The following is a 17,138-nucleotide window of genomic DNA, read 5'->3' on the forward strand; positions in this document are numbered from 1 at the left end:
CCATGACATCAGCCACTCACTGCCCAATGACCAGAGGATAAGACCATGACCCAGCTCGACCTCACTACCCTGCCCCCGCGGATCCGTGCCCACAAGGAGAGCCTGATCCACATCGTCCAACCGCCGGTCTGCACCGAGCGCGCCCGTCACTACACCGAGGCCTATCAGGCCCATCTGGCCCGGCCACTGCCGGTGCGCCGCGCCCTGGCGCTGGCCCACCACCTCAAGGAGCGCACCATCTGGATCAAGCACGACGAGCTCATCGTCGGCAACCAGGCCAGTCAGGTGCGGGCGGCGCCGCTCTTTCCCGAATACACGGTGGGCTGGATCGAGAAGGAGATCGATGAGCTGGCCGACCGCCCCGGTGCCGGCTTTGCGGTGAGCATGAGAGACAAGCAGATCATCCACACCCTCACTCCCTTCTGGCGCGGCCAGACGGTGCAGGATCGCTGCTACGGCCTCTTTACCGATGAACAGAAGGGGCTGCTGGAGAGCGGCATCATCAAGGCCGAGGGCAACATGACCTCGGGGGATGCCCACCTCGCGGTCAATTACGAGCAGCTGCTTGCCCTCGGTCTCGATGGCCTCAAGGCCAAGGTAGCCGAGCGTCGCAGCCGGCTCGATCTGGCTGACTGGGCCGATCTGCAACGCGAGCAGTTTTTGCAGGCCGTCGCCATCACCTTCGATGCCGTCAGCCTGCACATCGAACGCTACGCCGCGCTGGCCCGCGACATGGCAGCACAGGAATCGCGCCCCGAGCGCCGCAGTGAACTTGAGACCATAGCCCTCAACTGCGCCCACATCGCCCACCGACCTCCCGAGACCTTCTGGCAGGCGCTGCAGCTCTGCTACTTCATCCAGCTCATCCTGCAGATCGAGTCCAATGGCCACTCGGTGTCGTTTGGCCGGATGGACCAGTACCTCTATCCCTGGTATCGCCGCGAGGTGGAATTGTCGGAATCCCTGCCGCGCACACGCGCCATCGAACTGCTGCAAGGGTGCTGGCTCAAGCTGCTGGAGGTGAACAAGATCCGCTCCGGCACCCACTCCAAGGCATCCGCCGGCAGCCCGCTCTATCAGAACGTCACCATCGGCGGCCAGAACTGGCAGGGGGGCAAAGCCCATGACGCGGTCAACGGTCTCTCCTACGCGATTCTGGAGTCCTGCGGCCAGTTGCGCTCGACCCAGCCCAACCTCTCGGTGCGCTACCACGCCGGCATGAGCGAGGATTTCCTCGACGCCTGCATTCAGGTGATCCGCTGCGGCTTTGGCATGCCCGCCTTCAACAACGACGAGGTGGTGATCCCCGAGTTCATCAAGCTCGGGGTGAGCGAGGAGGATGCTCACCACTACGCCGCCATCGGCTGCATCGAAACTGCAGTGCCCGGCAAGTGGGGCTATCGCTGCACCGGCATGAGCTTCATCAACTTCGCCCGCATCCTGCTGGCGGCGCTCGATGGCGGCCGCGATGCCACCACCGGCAAGGTCTTCCTGCCCCAGCCCCAGTCACTGCGGGACAACTCATTCGGCCACTTCGATGAGGTGATGGCCCGCTGGGACGAGCAGGTGCGCTACTTCACCCGCAAATCCATCGAGATCGACTGCGTGGTCGACAGCGTGCTGGAGGCTCAGGCCCACGATATCCTTTGCAGCGCCCTGGTGGATGACTGCATCGAGCGCGGCAAGACCATCAAGCAGGGGGGCGCCGTCTATGACTGGGTCTCCGGCCTGCAGGTGGGGATCGCCAACCTGGGCAACAGTCTGGCAGCGCTGAAGAAACTGGTGTTCGAGCAGGGGGTGGTAGATCAGAGTGAACTGGCCGAAGCACTCGAGCAGGATTTTGCCGGGGTCAAAGGCGAGCAACTGCGCATGCGCCTCACCAATGCAGCCCCCAAATATGGCAACGATCTGGATGAGGTAGACATGCTGCTGGTACAGGCTTACCAGAGCTACATCGACGAGCTCAAGGGGCTGCACAACACCCGTTTCGGCCGCGGCCCCATCGGCGGCACCTACTATGCGGGCACCTCCTCCATCTCGGCCAACGTGCCCTTCGGTGCGGCCACCATGGCCACCCCGGATGGCCGCCACGCCCGCACACCGCTGGCGGAAGGGGCCAGCCCCTCGTCGGGTTCGGATCGTCTCGGCCCGACAGCGGTGTTCAACTCCCTTGGCAAGCTGCCCACGGCGGCCATCCTCGGCGGCGTGCTGCTCAACCAGAAGCTGAGCCCAGCCAGCCTTGAAAACGAGCGGGACAAGGCCAAGCTGATGAGCCTGCTGCGCACCTTCTTCGAGGTGCACAAGGGGTGGCACGTGCAGTACAACATCGTCTCGCGGGAAACCCTGCTGGCGGCCAAGGCCCATCCCGATCAGTACCGGGATCTGGTGGTGCGGGTGGCAGGCTATTCGGCCTTCTTCACCGCCTTATCCCCCGATGCGCAAGATGATATCATCGCCCGAACCGAGCACAGTCTCTGACGGGCCCCACCAGGGGCAGCTGTGCCCCTTATATGACCGGCAAGCCACCCGCGGGGTGGCTTGCCGCTATCCACTGTCAACCAGCGAGGTACCATGAATCCACGCCACCAACTGATCCTCACTCTGGTCCATCAGGCCCGCAAGATGAGCGTGAGCGAGCTATCCCAACGTACCGGGGTCTCGGAGGTGACGGTGCGCAACGACCTGACCGCTCTCGAAAAGCAGGGGCTGCTCAAGCGGGTGCACGGCTCGGCCATGGCGCTGGAGAGCGACGACCCCGATGCCCGGATGAACATCAACTACCTGCTCAAGGAGCGCCTCGCCGAGCGGGCCGCCCAGCTGGTGGAGGATGGCGAGACGGTCTTTATCGAGGGGGGAAGCGCCAACGCCCTGCTGGCCCGCCATCTGGCCCTGCACAAGCGGGTCACCATCATCACCATCAGCAGTTACATCGCCCACCTGCTGCGCGATACCCAGGCTCAGGTAGTGCTGCTCGGTGGCCTGTTCCAGCATCAGAGCGAGAGCGTGGTGGGGCCGCTGACGCGCCTCTGCATCGAGCAGGTGCACTTCTCCAAGGCCTTCATCGGGGTGGACGGCTTTCATCCCGAGATGGGCTTCACCGGCCGCGACATGATGCGGGCAGATGTGGTCAATAGCGTGCTGGCCAAGGGGGTGACCAATGTGGTCATCACCGACAGCAGCAAGTTTGGCGCCATCCACCCGAGTCCGCTCGGTACGCCGGGGCAGATCGGCGTGCTGGTCACCGACGACGCCCTGCCCGCCCCCATGCGGGCCACCCTGGCCGCGCGTGGCATCACAGTGCACTGCGTCGCCGCCTGAATCGCACCTTGCCCCCCGTTGACGGGGGCTCCACCACCTGACGGCTTGACGGCGCCCACCGAGGCTGGGGTATGCTCGTCCTCTTTTGGCCTCTCCCGAGCCACGAACCGAAGGACGCCGCATGCACACCAAGGACAAATTTCTGGCCGCTCTGGTCATCCTCTGCTGGGGGCTCAACTTCGTCGCCATCAAGTGGGGGCTGGAGGACATTCCCCCGTTGCTGCTGGGGGCGCTGCGCTTCGTCGGAGTGGTCTTTCCCGCCATCTTGCTGGTCCCCAGACCCGCCATGCCCTGGCACTGGCTGTTGGCCTATGGCGGTGCCATCAGTCTGGGCCAGTTCTCCTTTCTGTTTTGCGCCATGAAGTTCGGCATGCCGGCTGGCATGGCCTCGCTGGTACTGCAATCCCAGGTAGTCTTCACCCTGCTGTTCGCCATGATCTGGCTGGGTGAGCGCTGGCAACCCCACCACTGGGTAGCCCTGCCGCTGGCGGGGGCCGGCCTCTATCTCATCGCCACCCATGGCGAAGGCAACCTGACCCTGCTCGGCTTCGTACTGACCCTCTGCGCGGCCGCATGCTGGGGCCTTGGCAACGTCATCAATCGCCAGATCGGGCTGCACTACCAAACCACGCTGCCGAGCCTTATCGCCTGGGGCGGAGTGGTGCCCATCCTCCCCTTCTTCGCACTCTCCTGGCTGTTCGAGGGGCCGGAACTGATGGCCAGCAGCCTGCTCAATATCAGCTGGCAGGGTTTCCTGTGCGTGCTCTATCTCTCCTTTGTCGCCACCTGGCTCGGCTACGGTCTGTGGGGGCGGCTGCTGATGCGCTATCCGGTAGCGCAGGTGGCTCCCCTCTCCCTGCTGGTGCCCTGTGTCGGCATGGTGGCGGCAACCCTGCTGCTGGACGAGCATCCCACTGCGTTACAGTGGCTGGGCTCTGCTCTGGTGCTACTCGGCTTTGTGGTACATCTGCTGGGCGGTCGGCTGCGCTGGTTCAAACCGCAGGCCGCAGCCTGATCCGTTATTTGCCCGCCGCCATTGACCGGGGCGAGGAAAATTTCCATCATGAGCCAGCCCCCAACGGGGCTGAAGCCACCATCAGGTGACCTGCAGGACGCAGCTATCAGGAGAGCAAGGATATGCCATCGACATTCACCGCCGGATCCCGGATCATCCCGCGCCTTCTTCGCACCAGTGCCATCACCCTGACCCTCTGTTTGAGTCACTACGGCTGGAGCGCCACCCTGCCAGCCGATTTGAAGTGGGAGAGCAACAATACGGATCCCGTTTACGCGGATCCTGCTGCCAAACGGGGGGGGACATTCCGCGACTTCGTCACCAGTTTCCCCCTCACCCTGCGCAAGTTCGGGCCTGACTCCAATGGTGCGTTTGCTGCCTATGTCAGGGAGACCAACCTGCCGTTGCTGGCCACCCACCCCATCACCGGCAACCCCATGCCGATGCTGGCGAGTGAATGGGCCTTCGGCTCCGACAACAAGACCCTCTATTTTCGCATCAACCCCAAGGCTCGCTGGTCGGACGGCCAGCCGGTCACCGCCGATGACTGGGTGTTTACCCTCAAGATGATGCGCAGCAAGGAGATAAACGATCCCTGGTACAACAACTACTACAGTACCCAGATTGTCGATGTGACACGCTTTGACGACCACACCCTCTCCATCACCAGCGGCATTGCAAAGAGTCGCCAGGATCTGCTGGAGTCACTGCCCATCAGCCCGGAACCGAGCCATGCTATCAAGCTCACCAGCAATTGGGTCAAGGAGTACAACTGGAAGGTGCTGCCGGTCACCGGTCCCTACCAGATCGACGAGGTAAAGAAGGGCAAGTCGGTCACTTTCAAACGGGTCAAGGATTGGTGGGGCGATGACGAGCGCTACTTCCAGCACCGCTTCAATCCCGAACGACTCGAGATCAAGGTGATCAGGGATCAGAACATCGCCTGGCAGCACTTCCTGCGCGGCGAGCTCGATACCTTCCCACTGGTGATGCCCAACTGGTGGCATGACAAGAGCAAAACGCCGGAGTTCGAGAAGGGCTATATCGAGCGGCTCTGGTTCTACAACCAGACCCCGCAATCCCCCACGGGCCTCTATCTCAACACCGCCGATCCGCTGCTGAGCAATCTCGATGTGCGGCTCGGCATCCAGCACGCTCTCAATATCGACAAGATGCTCACCACCCTGCTGCGCGGGGATTATCAGCGCCTCAACAGCTACGGCGCAGGTCAGGGAGATTTTACCAACACCGAGCTCAAGGCGCGGCCCTTCGATCCGAAACTGGCGCGCACCTACTTTGCCAAGGCGGGTTTCACCTCCGCCGGCCCTGACGGCATTTTGCAAAACGGCAAGGGAGAGCCGCTTACCCTGACCATCACCTACACCACGGCAGAGCATGCCCAGCGTCTAACCCTGCTGCGGGAAGAGGCCAAGAAGGCGGGGCTCAATCTGGAGCTAAACCTGATGGACGCCTCGGCTGGCTTCAAGTCGATGCTGGAGAAAAAGCACCAGAGTGCCTGGATGGCCTGGAGTGCTGGTCGCTACCCTGCCTACTGGGAGCACTTTCACAAGATCAACGCCCACAAGCCGCAAACCAACAACATCATGAACATTGATGACGAGGCGATGACCGCCCTGGTAGAGCAATACGACAAGGCTTTCGATTTTGGCAAAAAGGCCGAGCTGTCGCGCCAAATCCAGCAGCGGCTCTATGAGCTGGCCAGCTTCGTGCCCACCTATCAGGTGCCCTACACTCGTGATGGCGCCTGGCGCTGGATAAAACTGCCCAAGGTGCCCGCTACGCCCAAGAGCGAGTTGCTCCACTGGCCCCTCGATGGCGGCAACAGTGGTTACAGCTATGGCGGTCTGTTCTGGATAGACGAACAGGTAAAAAGTGAAACGCAGGAGGCCATCAAGCGCGACCAGAGCTTCCCTCCCGTTACTCAGGTCGATACCAGCTTCAAGCAGCCCTGAGCCAGCGGCAGATACAAAAAGACCCCGCACGCTGGCGGGGTCTTTTTTTGCAACCGGTTTTTTGCAGCCTCAGTTGCTCGCGTCAAGCTGGGGCAATTAGCCGCGCTTGGCCTGCTTCTGGGCGATAGCGTCGGCGATATCGGCCGGCTCCAGCACGATGCCTTCCTGATCCGGGGTCGGGAACACGGCGACGCACAGTTCGTCCTGCTCCATGCCGTCGATCCAGCGCTCCAGCCACACCTTGAGGGTGATGGACTGCGGCTTGCACTCGGCCCACTCCCCTTCGGCCCACGCCTTGGCGTATTCCGGGTGCGGCCATACCGGGATGCAATCTTCATCATCGGTAGTCAGCATCATGACGCCATGCTCGTCGGTCAGTACAAACAGCTCTTCATGCTCGACCAGCTTGCTGATGAAGTGATCGTAACGGTAGTCAGCGTTCAGTTGCAGCGCGGCATTGCGCTCGGTGTCGCTCAGTTCATAGCTCATTGGCCAAGTCTCTCTCAATCGATAAAGGGCGCCATGTTCACATCTTGTGGTCAGCTTGTCCAGCCTGCCGCCCCCTGACGCCAGACGGGGGGAACAGAACGCCCATAAGGATAGAGCAGGGAGCCGGATAAAAAAGCCAGGCTCGCCACATTGGTCAGATTAAAACGCCGGGGTGATCAGCTCCACATCCGGCGTTTCACTCAGTTTTTGTCGCAGCCAGTAGGCTGACTCGACCTCGACAAAGCAGAGCTGATCCCGACCACTCGCCGCTGCACTCATCAACTGCTCGAAGCGGAGTTGCTGCTGGGCCAGCCAGGCTGTCGCCAGTTTGGCGCCGTGCGCTTCATCGACCACTTCGCGGCGCAGCTCGAACAAGTTGTCACTGATGGGACTGTTGATCTTGGCCGCACTGTGCCAATACATCTGCAGGTTCTCCATCATTTCGTCATCGTAGTTGGCCAGGGCATCCAACTCGGCAGTCGCCCCCTCCTTACCGGTGGCAAAGTCGCACCAGCCGGCATCGAGACTTGCCAGTTCACGGGCCTGAGCCCCTTTGGCATGCTTGCGCAGTTGGGCAATATCGCTCCCCTTGCGGGCAGGCAACCACAGATCCCCCTCGTGGCTCTCAAGCAAGGAGGTCAGCAGCGAGACAGGGTAGACCGGAAAACCGGCAGAGTGTGAATGCAGCAGGGATACCAGAGTGATCTTGACCATGAGCAATACCTTGAACTAGGCGAACAGTCGCAAGCGAACCGTCCGGTTAACAGGAGGGCTCTATCCTATCACGTTTGGCATGGTGAGGGTCTTGCGAGGAGAAGTGGCAACCATCTGATTACGCCCAAAAAAACAGCACTCGGCAGGGTATGGCAGAGACAAAGACCAATAGTTTGAACCAGCGCCCACTAAAGTGGATCCGGGAGTGCTAGTTTGCATACATCTTTAGCGTAAGGAGTAGATCCATGATTGGTATCGATCAGATTTCTGATGACGTAATAAACCAGTTGAAGATACTGGCATGCTTTGATCCGGCCAACATGAGCCTGGGCATCAAATTACGCAGCGACATGTCTGAAGAGCTGTGCCAGGCAGCGGTTCGCCTGCACCAGCAGGGGCTCATCAGTGCCGAAGATGGCGGCTACCTCACCCCGTTTGGAATGACCATGGTAGAGCATCTGCAGCACCTGCTAGTCGCACTCAAACCGCTTTGACCGGCTGGGGAGCCCACAGCGAAAAGTTGAGCAGCTCCCAGCGCTCTCCCTGATGGAGATGACAGGCAAACAGCAAAGGACCTTCGGGTCCTTTTACTTTGCCATCGACCAGCCACTCTGACTCCCTGTCGGGGATCAGGCGGGCCTCAATTTCGTCCGGTTGCCGCTCTTCACCTAGCCGCACATGGACAAACTGTTGGCAAACCCTCTCTGCCTCCATGGCGGCCTGCACCGGTATGGGTTCATCCACAATCGGGGTCAATGCAGTCAGGAGCAACAGGGTCTGGAACATGATTCACACACCGTATGAGTCAGGAACAAAGGCCATACAAACAAAAAGCCGTGGTACCAGAGGTACCACGGCTTTCTTAAATTCTGTAAGAATTACAGAGCAGTTACGTTCTCAGCCTGCGGGCCTTTCTGACCTTGGGTCACAGAGAACTGTACGCGCTGACCTTCAGCCAGGGTACGGAAACCGTTACCTTGAATGGCGCTGAAGTGAACGAAAACGTCCGGGCCGTTTTCTTGCTGGATGAAGCCAAAACCTTTGGTTTCGTTGAAAAACTTAACGGTACCGGTGATCATGTTAGACATATCTTTAAACCTGTATTCAAAATAATTACTTATGCTTTTCAGCGGGTAAAGCTCAAAAAACGGGATTAATTTATGAACAACAGGAAAAGATGTAAAACATCAAATTCATTGACATAACTATCGCCCTTTCAAGCTGCCTAGGATTATACGTGGCTTTGTAGATTACGCAAACAAATTTGTGCCCTGCCAACGGCAGGGCACAACCGTTACAGGGTCGGCGCTTCCAGCGCCTGTACCAGAGCCTTGAGGAAGCGTGCCGCCTCGCCGCCGGTACAGGCTCTGTGGTCAAATGTCATCGACAGCGGCATTGCTCTCACCGGGCGGGCCTCACCATGGATGAACACCACTTTCTCGAACAACTTGCCTGCCCCTATGATGGCCACCTGCGGCGGCGTCACGATAGGGCTGGCATAACGGCCTGCGATGGCGCCGAAGTTGGTGAGCGTAATGGTCGCCCCCTGCAACATCTCGCGGGGCACGGCGCGCGCCTTCACATCGGCGATCATCCGATCCAGCCCTTGCCGCAGATCAGCCCCCTCCCGTTCGGCCACATTCTCCATCACCGGCACATAGAGGCCATGCTTTGAATCCACCGCGATGGCCACATTGACCTCTTTAAACAGCCGCCTTGACAGGGTTTCACCATCAAACCAGGCGTTCATCGAGGGCTCGGCGCGGCACGCCACGCCAATGGCCTTGATCAGGCGCACCGTTACATCCTCATCAGGGCGCCAGTGACGCAAATCCACCTCATCAGTAATGCTGACCGGCACTACCGTCTGATGAGAGAGCTCCATCGCCTTGGCCATGGCCCGCCGTGACCCTTTGAGAAACTCGTTGCCACTGCTTTGCTGAGCCTCGAACGCCTGCTGCACATCCAGCTCGGTCACCATACCGCCACTGCCACTTCCCTTGATCCGGTCGATATCCAGACCCAGTTTTTGTGCCAGCAGTCGCACCGCTGGCATGGCTTGCACCAGCGCCCCCCCCTGGGCAATGGCCCCCACTACGAAGTGATCCTCGATATGTTGCTGATGGGCACTAACCTTGCCCACCACGGTGCCATCATCCTCACCCCCCTCGAATTCCACCAGCGGCGCACCGATATGGAGGATATCCCCCTCGGCGCCACAGAGACGGGCGATCACCCCGGCCACCGGAGAGGGCACATCCACCAGCGCCTTGGCCGTTTCCACCGACAAGAGCACCTGATCGACCTCGACGGTATCACCGGCACTCACCTTCCATTCGACGATCTCGGCTTCGGCCAACCCTTCACCCAGATCCGGTAATTTGAAAAATTTCATAGCCACTGGTTCTCCATCAGCTGGTGAGCGGCATCAGCGATATCTAGCTCGGTGATGAGGTAATACGCTTCGTTGCGATAATAGGGAACGGCTGCATCCACGCCGGTCAGCCGTTTGGGCGGCGCCTTGAGGCTGGGAAGTGCCTGCTCGGTCACCCGAGCCACAATTTCGGCTCCGACCCCAAAGCTGCCACACGCCTCGTGTACCACCAGCAAGCGGCCGGTCTTGCGTACCGAAGTGAGGATGGTCTCCATATCCAGCGGCTTGATGGTGGCCAGATCCAGCACCTCGCACTGGATATCCTGCTCGGCCAGCAGGTTCGCCGCCCGCATCACCTCCTGAATGCAGGCCCCCCAGGCCACTACCGTGATATCCCGGCCCGGGCGCAGGGTGAAGCAGACATCCAGCGGCAGGCCGACACCGTCATCCACCACCTCGGATTTCATCGAGCGATAGATGCGGTCGGGTTCGAAAAACATCACGGGATCCGGGTCGCGGATGGCCGATAGCAGCAGGCCATAAGCACGCCTCGGGCTGGAGGGGATCACCACCCGCAACCCCGGAATATGGGCAAACAGCGCCTCGACACTCTCGCTGTGATGTTCCGGCGAGTGAATGCCAGCGCCATACGGGGAGCGATAGACAAGGGGACAGGAGAGACGGCCACGGGTGCGGTTTCGCATCCGCGCCGCCTGACAGATGATCTGCTCCATCCCGGGGAAGATGAAGCCCTGAAACTGGAACTCAGCCACCGGCTTGAGCCCCTGGGTGGCCATACCGACCGCCACCCCGGCGATCAATCCCTCGGCCAGCGGCGTGTCGATCACCCGCTTGAAACCGAACTTGTCGCGCAGCCCCACGGTAGCGCGAAACACCCCGCCGTTGACCCCCACATCCTCGCCCAGTACCACCACATCCGGGTCATGCTCCATCTCGTAGTGAAGGGCCATGTTGACCGCTTCGAGCAAACTAATCTCACTCATGGCCAACCTCCTGCTTCATCCCCTTGGCAATCACTCGCTCGCGCTGGGGCACGAGTTCGGTGGGCAGGCTGGCGTAGTGATAATCGAGCATCGCCTCCGGCGGCTGGGGCGCCATCGCCTCATAGCGGGCGACCGCCAGCTCTACCTCTCGGGTGGCTTCCGCCAGCAGGCTCTGCTCCTGCTCTTCATCCCACCAGCCTTTGCTATGCATAAACTGGCGCAGCCGCTTGACCGGCTCTTTCGCCCAGGCAGCCTCAACCTCGGCCCCATCGCGATAGCGAGTGGCATCGTCGGCCGTGGTGTGATCGCCGAGACGATAACTGACCGCCTCGATCAGGGTCGGCCCCTTGCCGCTGCGGGCCCGTTCTACGGCACTGCGGGCAGCATCGTAGACCGCCACTACATCGTTGCCATCCACCTGCAGGCTGCGCACCCCGGCGCCAATCCCCTTCTGGGCCAGCGTAGGAGCGCTCGATTGCAGCTTGCGTGGCACCGAGATGGCCCACTGGTTGTTGTTGACGATGATGACCATCGGCAGGTGCCAGACACCGGCGCAGTTGAGCCCCTCCAGAAAATCACCCTTGGAGGTGCCGCCATCGCCGATGGTGACCACGGCGACACGCGGTTGATTACGCAGTTTGAAGGCAGACGCAATGCCGCAGGCGTGAGTGATCTGGGTGGCGATGGGGACGCAGATGGGGAGATCTTCAGAGGGAGTCCCATCGGGTTTGAGAAAATAACTGCCCCGCTCGTCACCGCCCCAATATTGCAGGTTCTTCTCCATCGGTACGCCCCGCACATAGAGGGTGGGCATGTCCCGATAGTAGGGAACGTAGACATCCTGCGGCTGCATGGCGAGACCAATGCCAATCCCCACGGCTTCTGCGCCGAGATGGGAGGGAAAAGTACCGAGTTTGCCGGTTCGTTGCAGCGCTATCGCTTTTTTGTCATAACTGCGCACCATCACCATATTGCGGTAAAAGGTGTGCAGTATCGCCTTGTCCAGCCAGGTCGGTAAGGTGGCGACCGGGCACCCTTCCGCATCGAGGTAACGAAGGAAAGGGATGTCGACATGGGTCATAACTGGCTCCTTGCCGTTGTAGGCGTCACCGATGCTGGTGACACTTAGATGTAAATACCTTGTTAAATAAAAAGCAAAGGGATTTACTCAGGTAAGACCAGTAGAAACTTCTTTAAAGTAGCGAAGGAGCTGAATTTTCGGCGATGAGTTGCAAGGTATGCCGTAAATGGTGCAACTTTGCAGCGCTGAATGCAGGATGCAAAATGTGAAAAAGGGGAGCCTTGCTCCCCCATTGAGTTACTCAAGTCAGCAGTTACGCCAGCCACTGTTGCAGCTGGCGGGCCATGCCAACTGGCAGCAGGTGAGCGCGACTCAACAAGCGGCTACGCCAGGACTCGGCCAGCAAGGTGGGGCAAATTCGCATCTCCCGCCCCCTGTCAGCAACGCGCACCAACCTGTCGATAAGAGTTTCCAGCGGCGGATGCACCGGCCAGTGGGGATAGAGATCGGCGGTCGCAATCCCTGCCAGATCGCACACTCGCTCCTCTTCCTCATCTCCCTTCCCAGCAACCATTGGCCAGGGGTGAATGACATGCAGCCAGCCCGGCCGTGCTGCCTCCAGCAACTGGCCCAGCGTCGGCTGAGCAAAGTGGGGATCCCCTGCGGCTTTGAGCAGATGACGCGCCCCTGCCAGCACCACCACGCCGCGGGCGGGAAGTGCAAGAAGATCGTCGGCCAGCGCCTGATCCCGTCCCCTGTTGTGTTGCTGCCACCGCTCCGGGCTCATCTCCTGCCACTCGAATGAGGGCTCGCAGAGATGCACCCGCAGCCGCATATGTTCAGGGCGCGCCAGATTGCTCTGGCGCAGGGCCGCGAATAGGGCCGGAAACTCGGGGGCCATCCAGGCGGGAAAGGCGCAGGAGTCGAGCCAGACTGGATAGAGCCGCCCCAGCGTCAGCGGCGCCCCCTGCCAGCTCTCCTCCCCCGCCAACCAGGCATCGAGCAAGCCTTGATGGCGGCGGTTGCCGCACTCCAGCACCAGATCGGTCATGACTCCCCAGAGCGCCGGATCGCAGAGCCAGGCGTGCTGGCGCCGGATAAAATCCGGATGCCAGTGCGGCTCCCCCAGCCCCACCAGCTTGCCCGCCAGCAAGGCTTCCCGGATGGCGGCAACCGGGGTCATGCGCCCCCCTCCTGCCGGATGTGCGGTTGTTGCCCGACCCCATCGACCCGCTCACCAATAAGGGCGCCGACCTGCGCCAGCCAGTCGGGATGGACCATCTCCTGATGCAGGCAGGGGAAGCGCTCATAGCGGATTTTGCCTTCTGTCAGCGACTCCCAACCGCGTCCATCCAGCCAGGGCTGGCGGGAGGCTGACGCCTCGATAAAGATCACCTCCCCGTGGTAGCAGTAGTCGACCGGCTGACGGATTAGCCGGTTGTTGTGGCCCACCAGCTCAATCATCGCGCTCACCACCTGCTCGTCGAGCATGGCCAATGCACTCCCCTCTGCCCCCAGTCGGGCCACCACGTCGCCCCGAGTAAGGGAATCGAGCGCATCGTCCGCAACCGCAATGCCTCCCATCCGCAGCAACGCATCGAGCATCCGCTGCTCGTCGGGCAACGGCTGGGTCTGCCACTGCTGACAGGGGTAGGCATCGAGCAGCAGCACCATGGCAACCTCCTGTCCCTGCTCTTGCAGCATGGCGGCCATCCGGTGCACCAGCATGCCCCCGAGCGACCAGCCGAGCAGCCAGTAGGGCCCCTCGCTCTGCTGACGACGCAGCTCGGTCACATAGTCGAGTGCCAGCTCGTCGAAGCTGGCGGGCAGCGGGGCATCCGGCTGGTAGAGCGCCCTTGCCTGCAGGGCATAGACCGCCATATCGGTCGGCAGATGGGGCACCAGCGGCGCATAACACCAGCCGAGCCCCCCTGCGGGGTGGACACAAAAGAGAGTGCGGCCTGATGCGCCCGACTGCGCACCGGGCGCCCGCAAGGGCAACAGCATGGGCATTGCCTCCCGTTCGCCGCCAAGACGGCGCGCCAGCTGGGCAGGGCTCGGCGCTTCGAACAGGCTGGCCAGAGTGAGCGCCTGTCCGGTCGACTCTTCAATGCGCACCACCAGCTGCGCCGCCAGCAGGGAGTGACCACCGAGGGCAAAGAAGTTATCGTCGGCGCCGACCCGCGCCAGCCCCAGTACTTCGGCGAAGAGGCGACAGAGCCGCTCTTCCAGCAGGGTTTTTGGCAGTGACTGACCGACCGCTGACGCCATATCAGGCAGCGGCAACCCCTTGCGATCCAGCTTGCCATTGGGGGTGAGTGGCAGCTCGGCCAGGTTTACCAAAAGTCCCGGCAGCATGTAGTCGGGCAACGCCGCGCCAAGGGCGGGTGCCAACTCGGCCAGCGTCAACTCGCTGCTATCTACGGCCACCACATAGGCCACCAGACGGCGATCGCCGGGGGCAAATTCGGGGGCCAGCACCACCGCCTGCGCCACCCGTGGATGGCGCAGCAGCACCTGCTCGATCTCCTCCAGCTCGATGCGTTGACCACGGATCTTCACCTGAAAATCGAGGCGCCCCAGATACTCGATGGCACCATCCTCGCGCCAGGCGGCCAGATCGCCGCTGCGATAGAGCCGCCCCGCGCCAAAGGGGTTGGCAATAAAGCGCTCGGCGGTGAGCTCGGGCTGGCCAAAATAGCCATCCGCCACCTGCACGCCGCCGATCCAGAGCTCCCCCGCCACACCGGGGGGCACCGGCTGCAACCAGGGGTCGAGAATGTGGATACAGGTATTCCAGACCGGATAGCCGATAGGCACGCTGGTCACCGCCTCGTCTGCCCGGCAGGGATACCAGGTGACATCCACCGCCGCTTCGGTCGGGCCATAGAGGTTGTGCAGGGGGGCTGAAAATGCCCCATACCAGCGCTGCACCAGATCCGCGGGCAGCGCCTCGCCGGAGCAGAATACCTGGCGCAGGGCGCGGCAACGCGCAGGCTCGGCCTGAGTGACAAAAATCTGCAGCATGGAGGGGACAAAGTGCAAAGTGGTGATCCCGGCCTGCTCAATCAGCTCGGCAAGGTAGGCGGGATCCTTGTGGCCGCCCGGTTTGGCGAGCACCAGCCGCGCCCCGGTCATAAAGGGCCAGAAGAACTCCCAGATGGATACATCGAAACCGGCCGGGGTCTTTTGCAGCACCCGATCCGCCGAGCCGATGGGATACATGTGCTGCATCCAGAGCAGCCGGTTGACGATGGCGCCATGGCTCACCACCACCCCTTTGGGCCGACCGGTCGAGCCGGAGGTGTAGATGATGTAGGCCGCATCTTCCGGCCCGGGGGCTGGCAGCTCACAAGGTGCTATCGCCGCCACGTCTATCGTCGCCAGCTGCTCTGCCACACCGGGGGCATCGAGGCAGACAAGTGGCGCCGCCACGTCGAGCGGCATCTGAAGCGTATGGCTGGTCAGCACCAGCGCAGGATCGCTGCTGGCGAGAATGTAGCCGATCCGCTCCGCCGGGTAGTCCGGGTCAACGGGTACATAGACGGCCCCCACCGCCATGATGGCCTGCTGGGCGAGAATAAGCTCGGGAGAGCGCGGGATCGCCACAGCCACCCGACAACCGGGGCCCACGCCCCTCCCCGCCAGATAGCTGGCCAGCTGGCGGGTTCGCTGGCGCAGCTCGGCCACACTCCAGCGCTCGGCGCCACACTCCAGCGCAATGGCGCTCTGATCTGCCGCCGCCAGCCCCTTGGCCAGCAGTGCGCTCAGAGTGGTGGTCGGCAGCGGATGGTCGGTCTGGTTCCAGCGCGCCAGCTCAGCTTGCTCACAGGGCAGCAGCAGCGGCAAGCGCACTGCCAGGGCCTCGTCATCCGCCTCACTCCAGGCGGCGAGATAAGCTACCAGCCGGGCCAGATGACGTTCACTCTCCTGTTGGCTGAAGCGCCCCTGATGTGCTTCGAGGGTCAGGGTCATCGCGCCTGCCTCCTCGGCAAAATAGAAGGCACACTCCTCCACCGGCCCCGCCGCCAGCACCTGCACCTCGCCACGAACCTGGTTGTGCCCTTCACCAAAGCTGAGGGTTCGGGCAAAGGGCATCAGATTGACCTGAGGGCCAAACAACGGCTGGCCCGGCTGACGCTGCTGCAACCACTCCTGACGGCAGCCCTGATGACGGCGCAGGGCGACAAATTGCCGCTCGACCTGTGCCAGCAACGCCCCTACCCGGCAGGTGCCGCTCAGCTCGATACGCAGAGGCACCACATTGACCTTCATGCAGGGGGTATCGGCCGCCGCTGAGCCCAGCCGCCCCATCAGCGGAATACCCAGCACTACCTCGCCAGCGCCGCTCATCCGCTGCACATAGCTGGCCACTGCCGCCAGCAGCAGGCTGTAGGGGTGACAGGCCGAACGACTCGCCCGTGCCACCAGTGCCTGCCACTGGCGGCCTGCCAGCCGCTGTTCGAAACGATAAGTGGAGCCTAGCCCTTGCGCCGGACGGCGGGAGAGCGACGCAGGGCTATCCACCCCGGCCAGCTGCTGCACGAAGAAATCGCGATCCCGCGCGGCGCGCGGCGAATCCTGATAGGCAGCCTCCTCGGCCAGCAACTCCTGCTGGGTGGCATAACGGCAGGGGACAGGCTGCTCACCCGCACAAAGCGCCTCATACCAGCTCACCACCCGCTGGCAAAGCAGGCTCAGGCCAAAGCCGTCGATGGCGATATGGTGCACGGCGATAAACCAGGCCCACCGCCCCTCGCCAAGGCGATAGAGGGTGGTGGCAAACAGCGGCCCCCTGGCCAGATTGAAGGGGACGGCCAGCTGCGCACGCATCTCGGCCTGCGCGACTGTGAGCGGGTCGGCCTCGCTGCGCAAATCTCGCTCTGCCAGCTGCCAGCAGGCGGGGTTGGCCACCATCTGCGGACCATCAGCAGTGGCAACAAAAGCGCAGTGCAGACCGGGGATCTCGTCGATGGTCTGGCGCACCGCGCGGGTGAAGTGATGGGGAGCCAGCGCCCCCTCCAGCAGCCAGTATTCGCCGGTATTGCAGGCGGGGCTCTGCGGGTATTTTTGCTGGGCAAACCAGATGCCCGCCTGAGCAGTGGTAAGTGGCCAGCGTGGGTGCTCCCCACGCTGGTGGGTGGCGCGCATCGCCATTGTCTGTTCCATGGGAATATCCTTGCGCAAACATCGAGCGGGCAGCGGCTTGCCCCTGCCCGCATGGCTGAAA

General features: G+C 62.0%; 14 protein-coding genes. 5 read left to right on the forward strand and 9 right to left on the reverse strand.

Annotated features, from left to right (window positions below; all coding sequences use genetic code 11):
• Nucleotides 1-45 precede the first annotated feature (45 nt).
• From BS300_RS06840 to BS300_RS06855, 4 genes are all read left to right on the forward strand, one after another.
• Nucleotides 46-2,478, forward strand: a complete 2,433-nt coding sequence (locus BS300_RS06840) for a formate C-acetyltransferase/glycerol dehydratase family glycyl radical enzyme (protein WP_071911686.1) — start codon at nucleotides 46-48, stop codon at nucleotides 2,476-2,478.
• Between the two features lie 93 nt (nucleotides 2,479-2,571).
• Entirely contained in the window at nucleotides 2,572-3,318 is a 747-nt protein-coding gene (locus BS300_RS06845) for a DNA-binding transcriptional regulator YciT (RefSeq protein ID WP_011706659.1), read from the forward strand.
• A gap of 121 nt (nucleotides 3,319-3,439) precedes the next feature.
• Complete coding sequence (locus tag BS300_RS06850; RefSeq protein WP_071911689.1) at nucleotides 3,440-4,333, forward strand: EamA family transporter; 894 nt, start codon at nucleotides 3,440-3,442, stop codon at nucleotides 4,331-4,333.
• Nucleotides 4,334-4,455: 122 nt separating this feature from the next.
• A complete protein-coding gene (locus BS300_RS06855; protein ID WP_071911692.1) occupies nucleotides 4,456-6,306 on the forward strand; it encodes an extracellular solute-binding protein in 1,851 nt (616 codons plus the stop codon).
• A gap of 96 nt (nucleotides 6,307-6,402) precedes the next feature.
• Here BS300_RS06855 and BS300_RS06860 read toward each other — a convergent pair whose 3' ends face one another.
• Nucleotides 6,403-6,795 carry a DUF2750 domain-containing protein gene (locus BS300_RS06860; RefSeq protein ID WP_071911694.1) on the reverse strand — a complete coding sequence of 131 codons (393 nt, stop codon included), beginning with the start codon at nucleotides 6,793-6,795 and terminating at the stop codon, nucleotides 6,403-6,405.
• A 159-nt stretch (nucleotides 6,796-6,954) separates the two neighbouring features.
• Nucleotides 6,955-7,509 carry a hypothetical protein gene (locus tag BS300_RS06865; RefSeq protein ID WP_071911696.1) on the reverse strand — a complete coding sequence of 185 codons (555 nt, stop codon included), beginning with the start codon at nucleotides 7,507-7,509 and terminating at the stop codon, nucleotides 6,955-6,957.
• Nucleotides 7,510-7,754: 245 nt separating this feature from the next.
• Here BS300_RS06865 and BS300_RS06870 point away from each other — a divergent pair, with 245 nt between their 5' ends.
• Nucleotides 7,755-8,003 (forward strand): TIGR02647 family protein, encoded by a 249-nt coding sequence (locus tag BS300_RS06870; RefSeq protein WP_033113423.1) that lies wholly within the window; start codon nucleotides 7,755-7,757, stop codon nucleotides 8,001-8,003.
• Here BS300_RS06870 and BS300_RS06875 read toward each other — a convergent pair.
• From BS300_RS06875 to BS300_RS06905, 7 genes are all read right to left on the reverse strand, one after another.
• Nucleotides 7,990-8,223 carry a hypothetical protein gene (locus tag BS300_RS06875; RefSeq protein WP_225628434.1) on the reverse strand — a complete coding sequence of 78 codons (234 nt, stop codon included), beginning with the start codon at nucleotides 8,221-8,223 and terminating at the stop codon, nucleotides 7,990-7,992. The genes BS300_RS06870 and BS300_RS06875 overlap by 14 nt on opposite strands.
• A gap of 164 nt (nucleotides 8,224-8,387) precedes the next feature.
• Nucleotides 8,388-8,597: a cold-shock protein gene (locus BS300_RS06880; RefSeq protein ID WP_005302803.1), complete on the reverse strand. Its 210-nt coding sequence runs from the start codon at nucleotides 8,595-8,597 to the stop codon at nucleotides 8,388-8,390.
• A 206-nt stretch (nucleotides 8,598-8,803) separates the two neighbouring features.
• Nucleotides 8,804-9,904, reverse strand: a complete 1,101-nt coding sequence (locus BS300_RS06885; protein WP_071911702.1) for a dihydrolipoamide acetyltransferase family protein — start codon at nucleotides 9,902-9,904, stop codon at nucleotides 8,804-8,806.
• The gene (locus BS300_RS06890) at nucleotides 9,901-10,887 is read right to left on the reverse strand and encodes an alpha-ketoacid dehydrogenase subunit beta (RefSeq protein ID WP_071911704.1); all 987 of its coding nucleotides are present in this window, start codon (nucleotides 10,885-10,887) and stop codon (nucleotides 9,901-9,903) included. Before BS300_RS06890 ends, BS300_RS06885 begins: the two co-directional genes overlap by 4 nt.
• A complete protein-coding gene (pdhA, locus tag BS300_RS06895) occupies nucleotides 10,880-11,968 on the reverse strand; it encodes a pyruvate dehydrogenase (acetyl-transferring) E1 component subunit alpha (RefSeq protein ID WP_071911708.1) in 1,089 nt (362 codons plus the stop codon). The genes BS300_RS06890 and pdhA overlap by 8 nt, the downstream gene beginning before the upstream one ends.
• A gap of 253 nt (nucleotides 11,969-12,221) precedes the next feature.
• Nucleotides 12,222-13,091 (reverse strand): hypothetical protein, encoded by an 870-nt coding sequence (locus tag BS300_RS06900; protein WP_071911711.1) that lies wholly within the window; start codon nucleotides 13,089-13,091, stop codon nucleotides 12,222-12,224.
• Nucleotides 13,088-17,077 carry a non-ribosomal peptide synthetase gene (locus BS300_RS06905; protein WP_071911713.1) on the reverse strand — a complete coding sequence of 1,330 codons (3,990 nt, stop codon included), beginning with the start codon at nucleotides 17,075-17,077 and terminating at the stop codon, nucleotides 13,088-13,090. The genes BS300_RS06900 and BS300_RS06905 overlap by 4 nt, the downstream gene beginning before the upstream one ends.
• Nucleotides 17,078-17,138 lie beyond the last annotated feature (61 nt).

It is taken from the genome of Aeromonas sp. SCS5, from assembly GCF_001887375.1.
Taxonomy (GTDB): Bacteria; Pseudomonadota; Gammaproteobacteria; order Enterobacterales; family Aeromonadaceae; genus Aeromonas; species Aeromonas jandaei.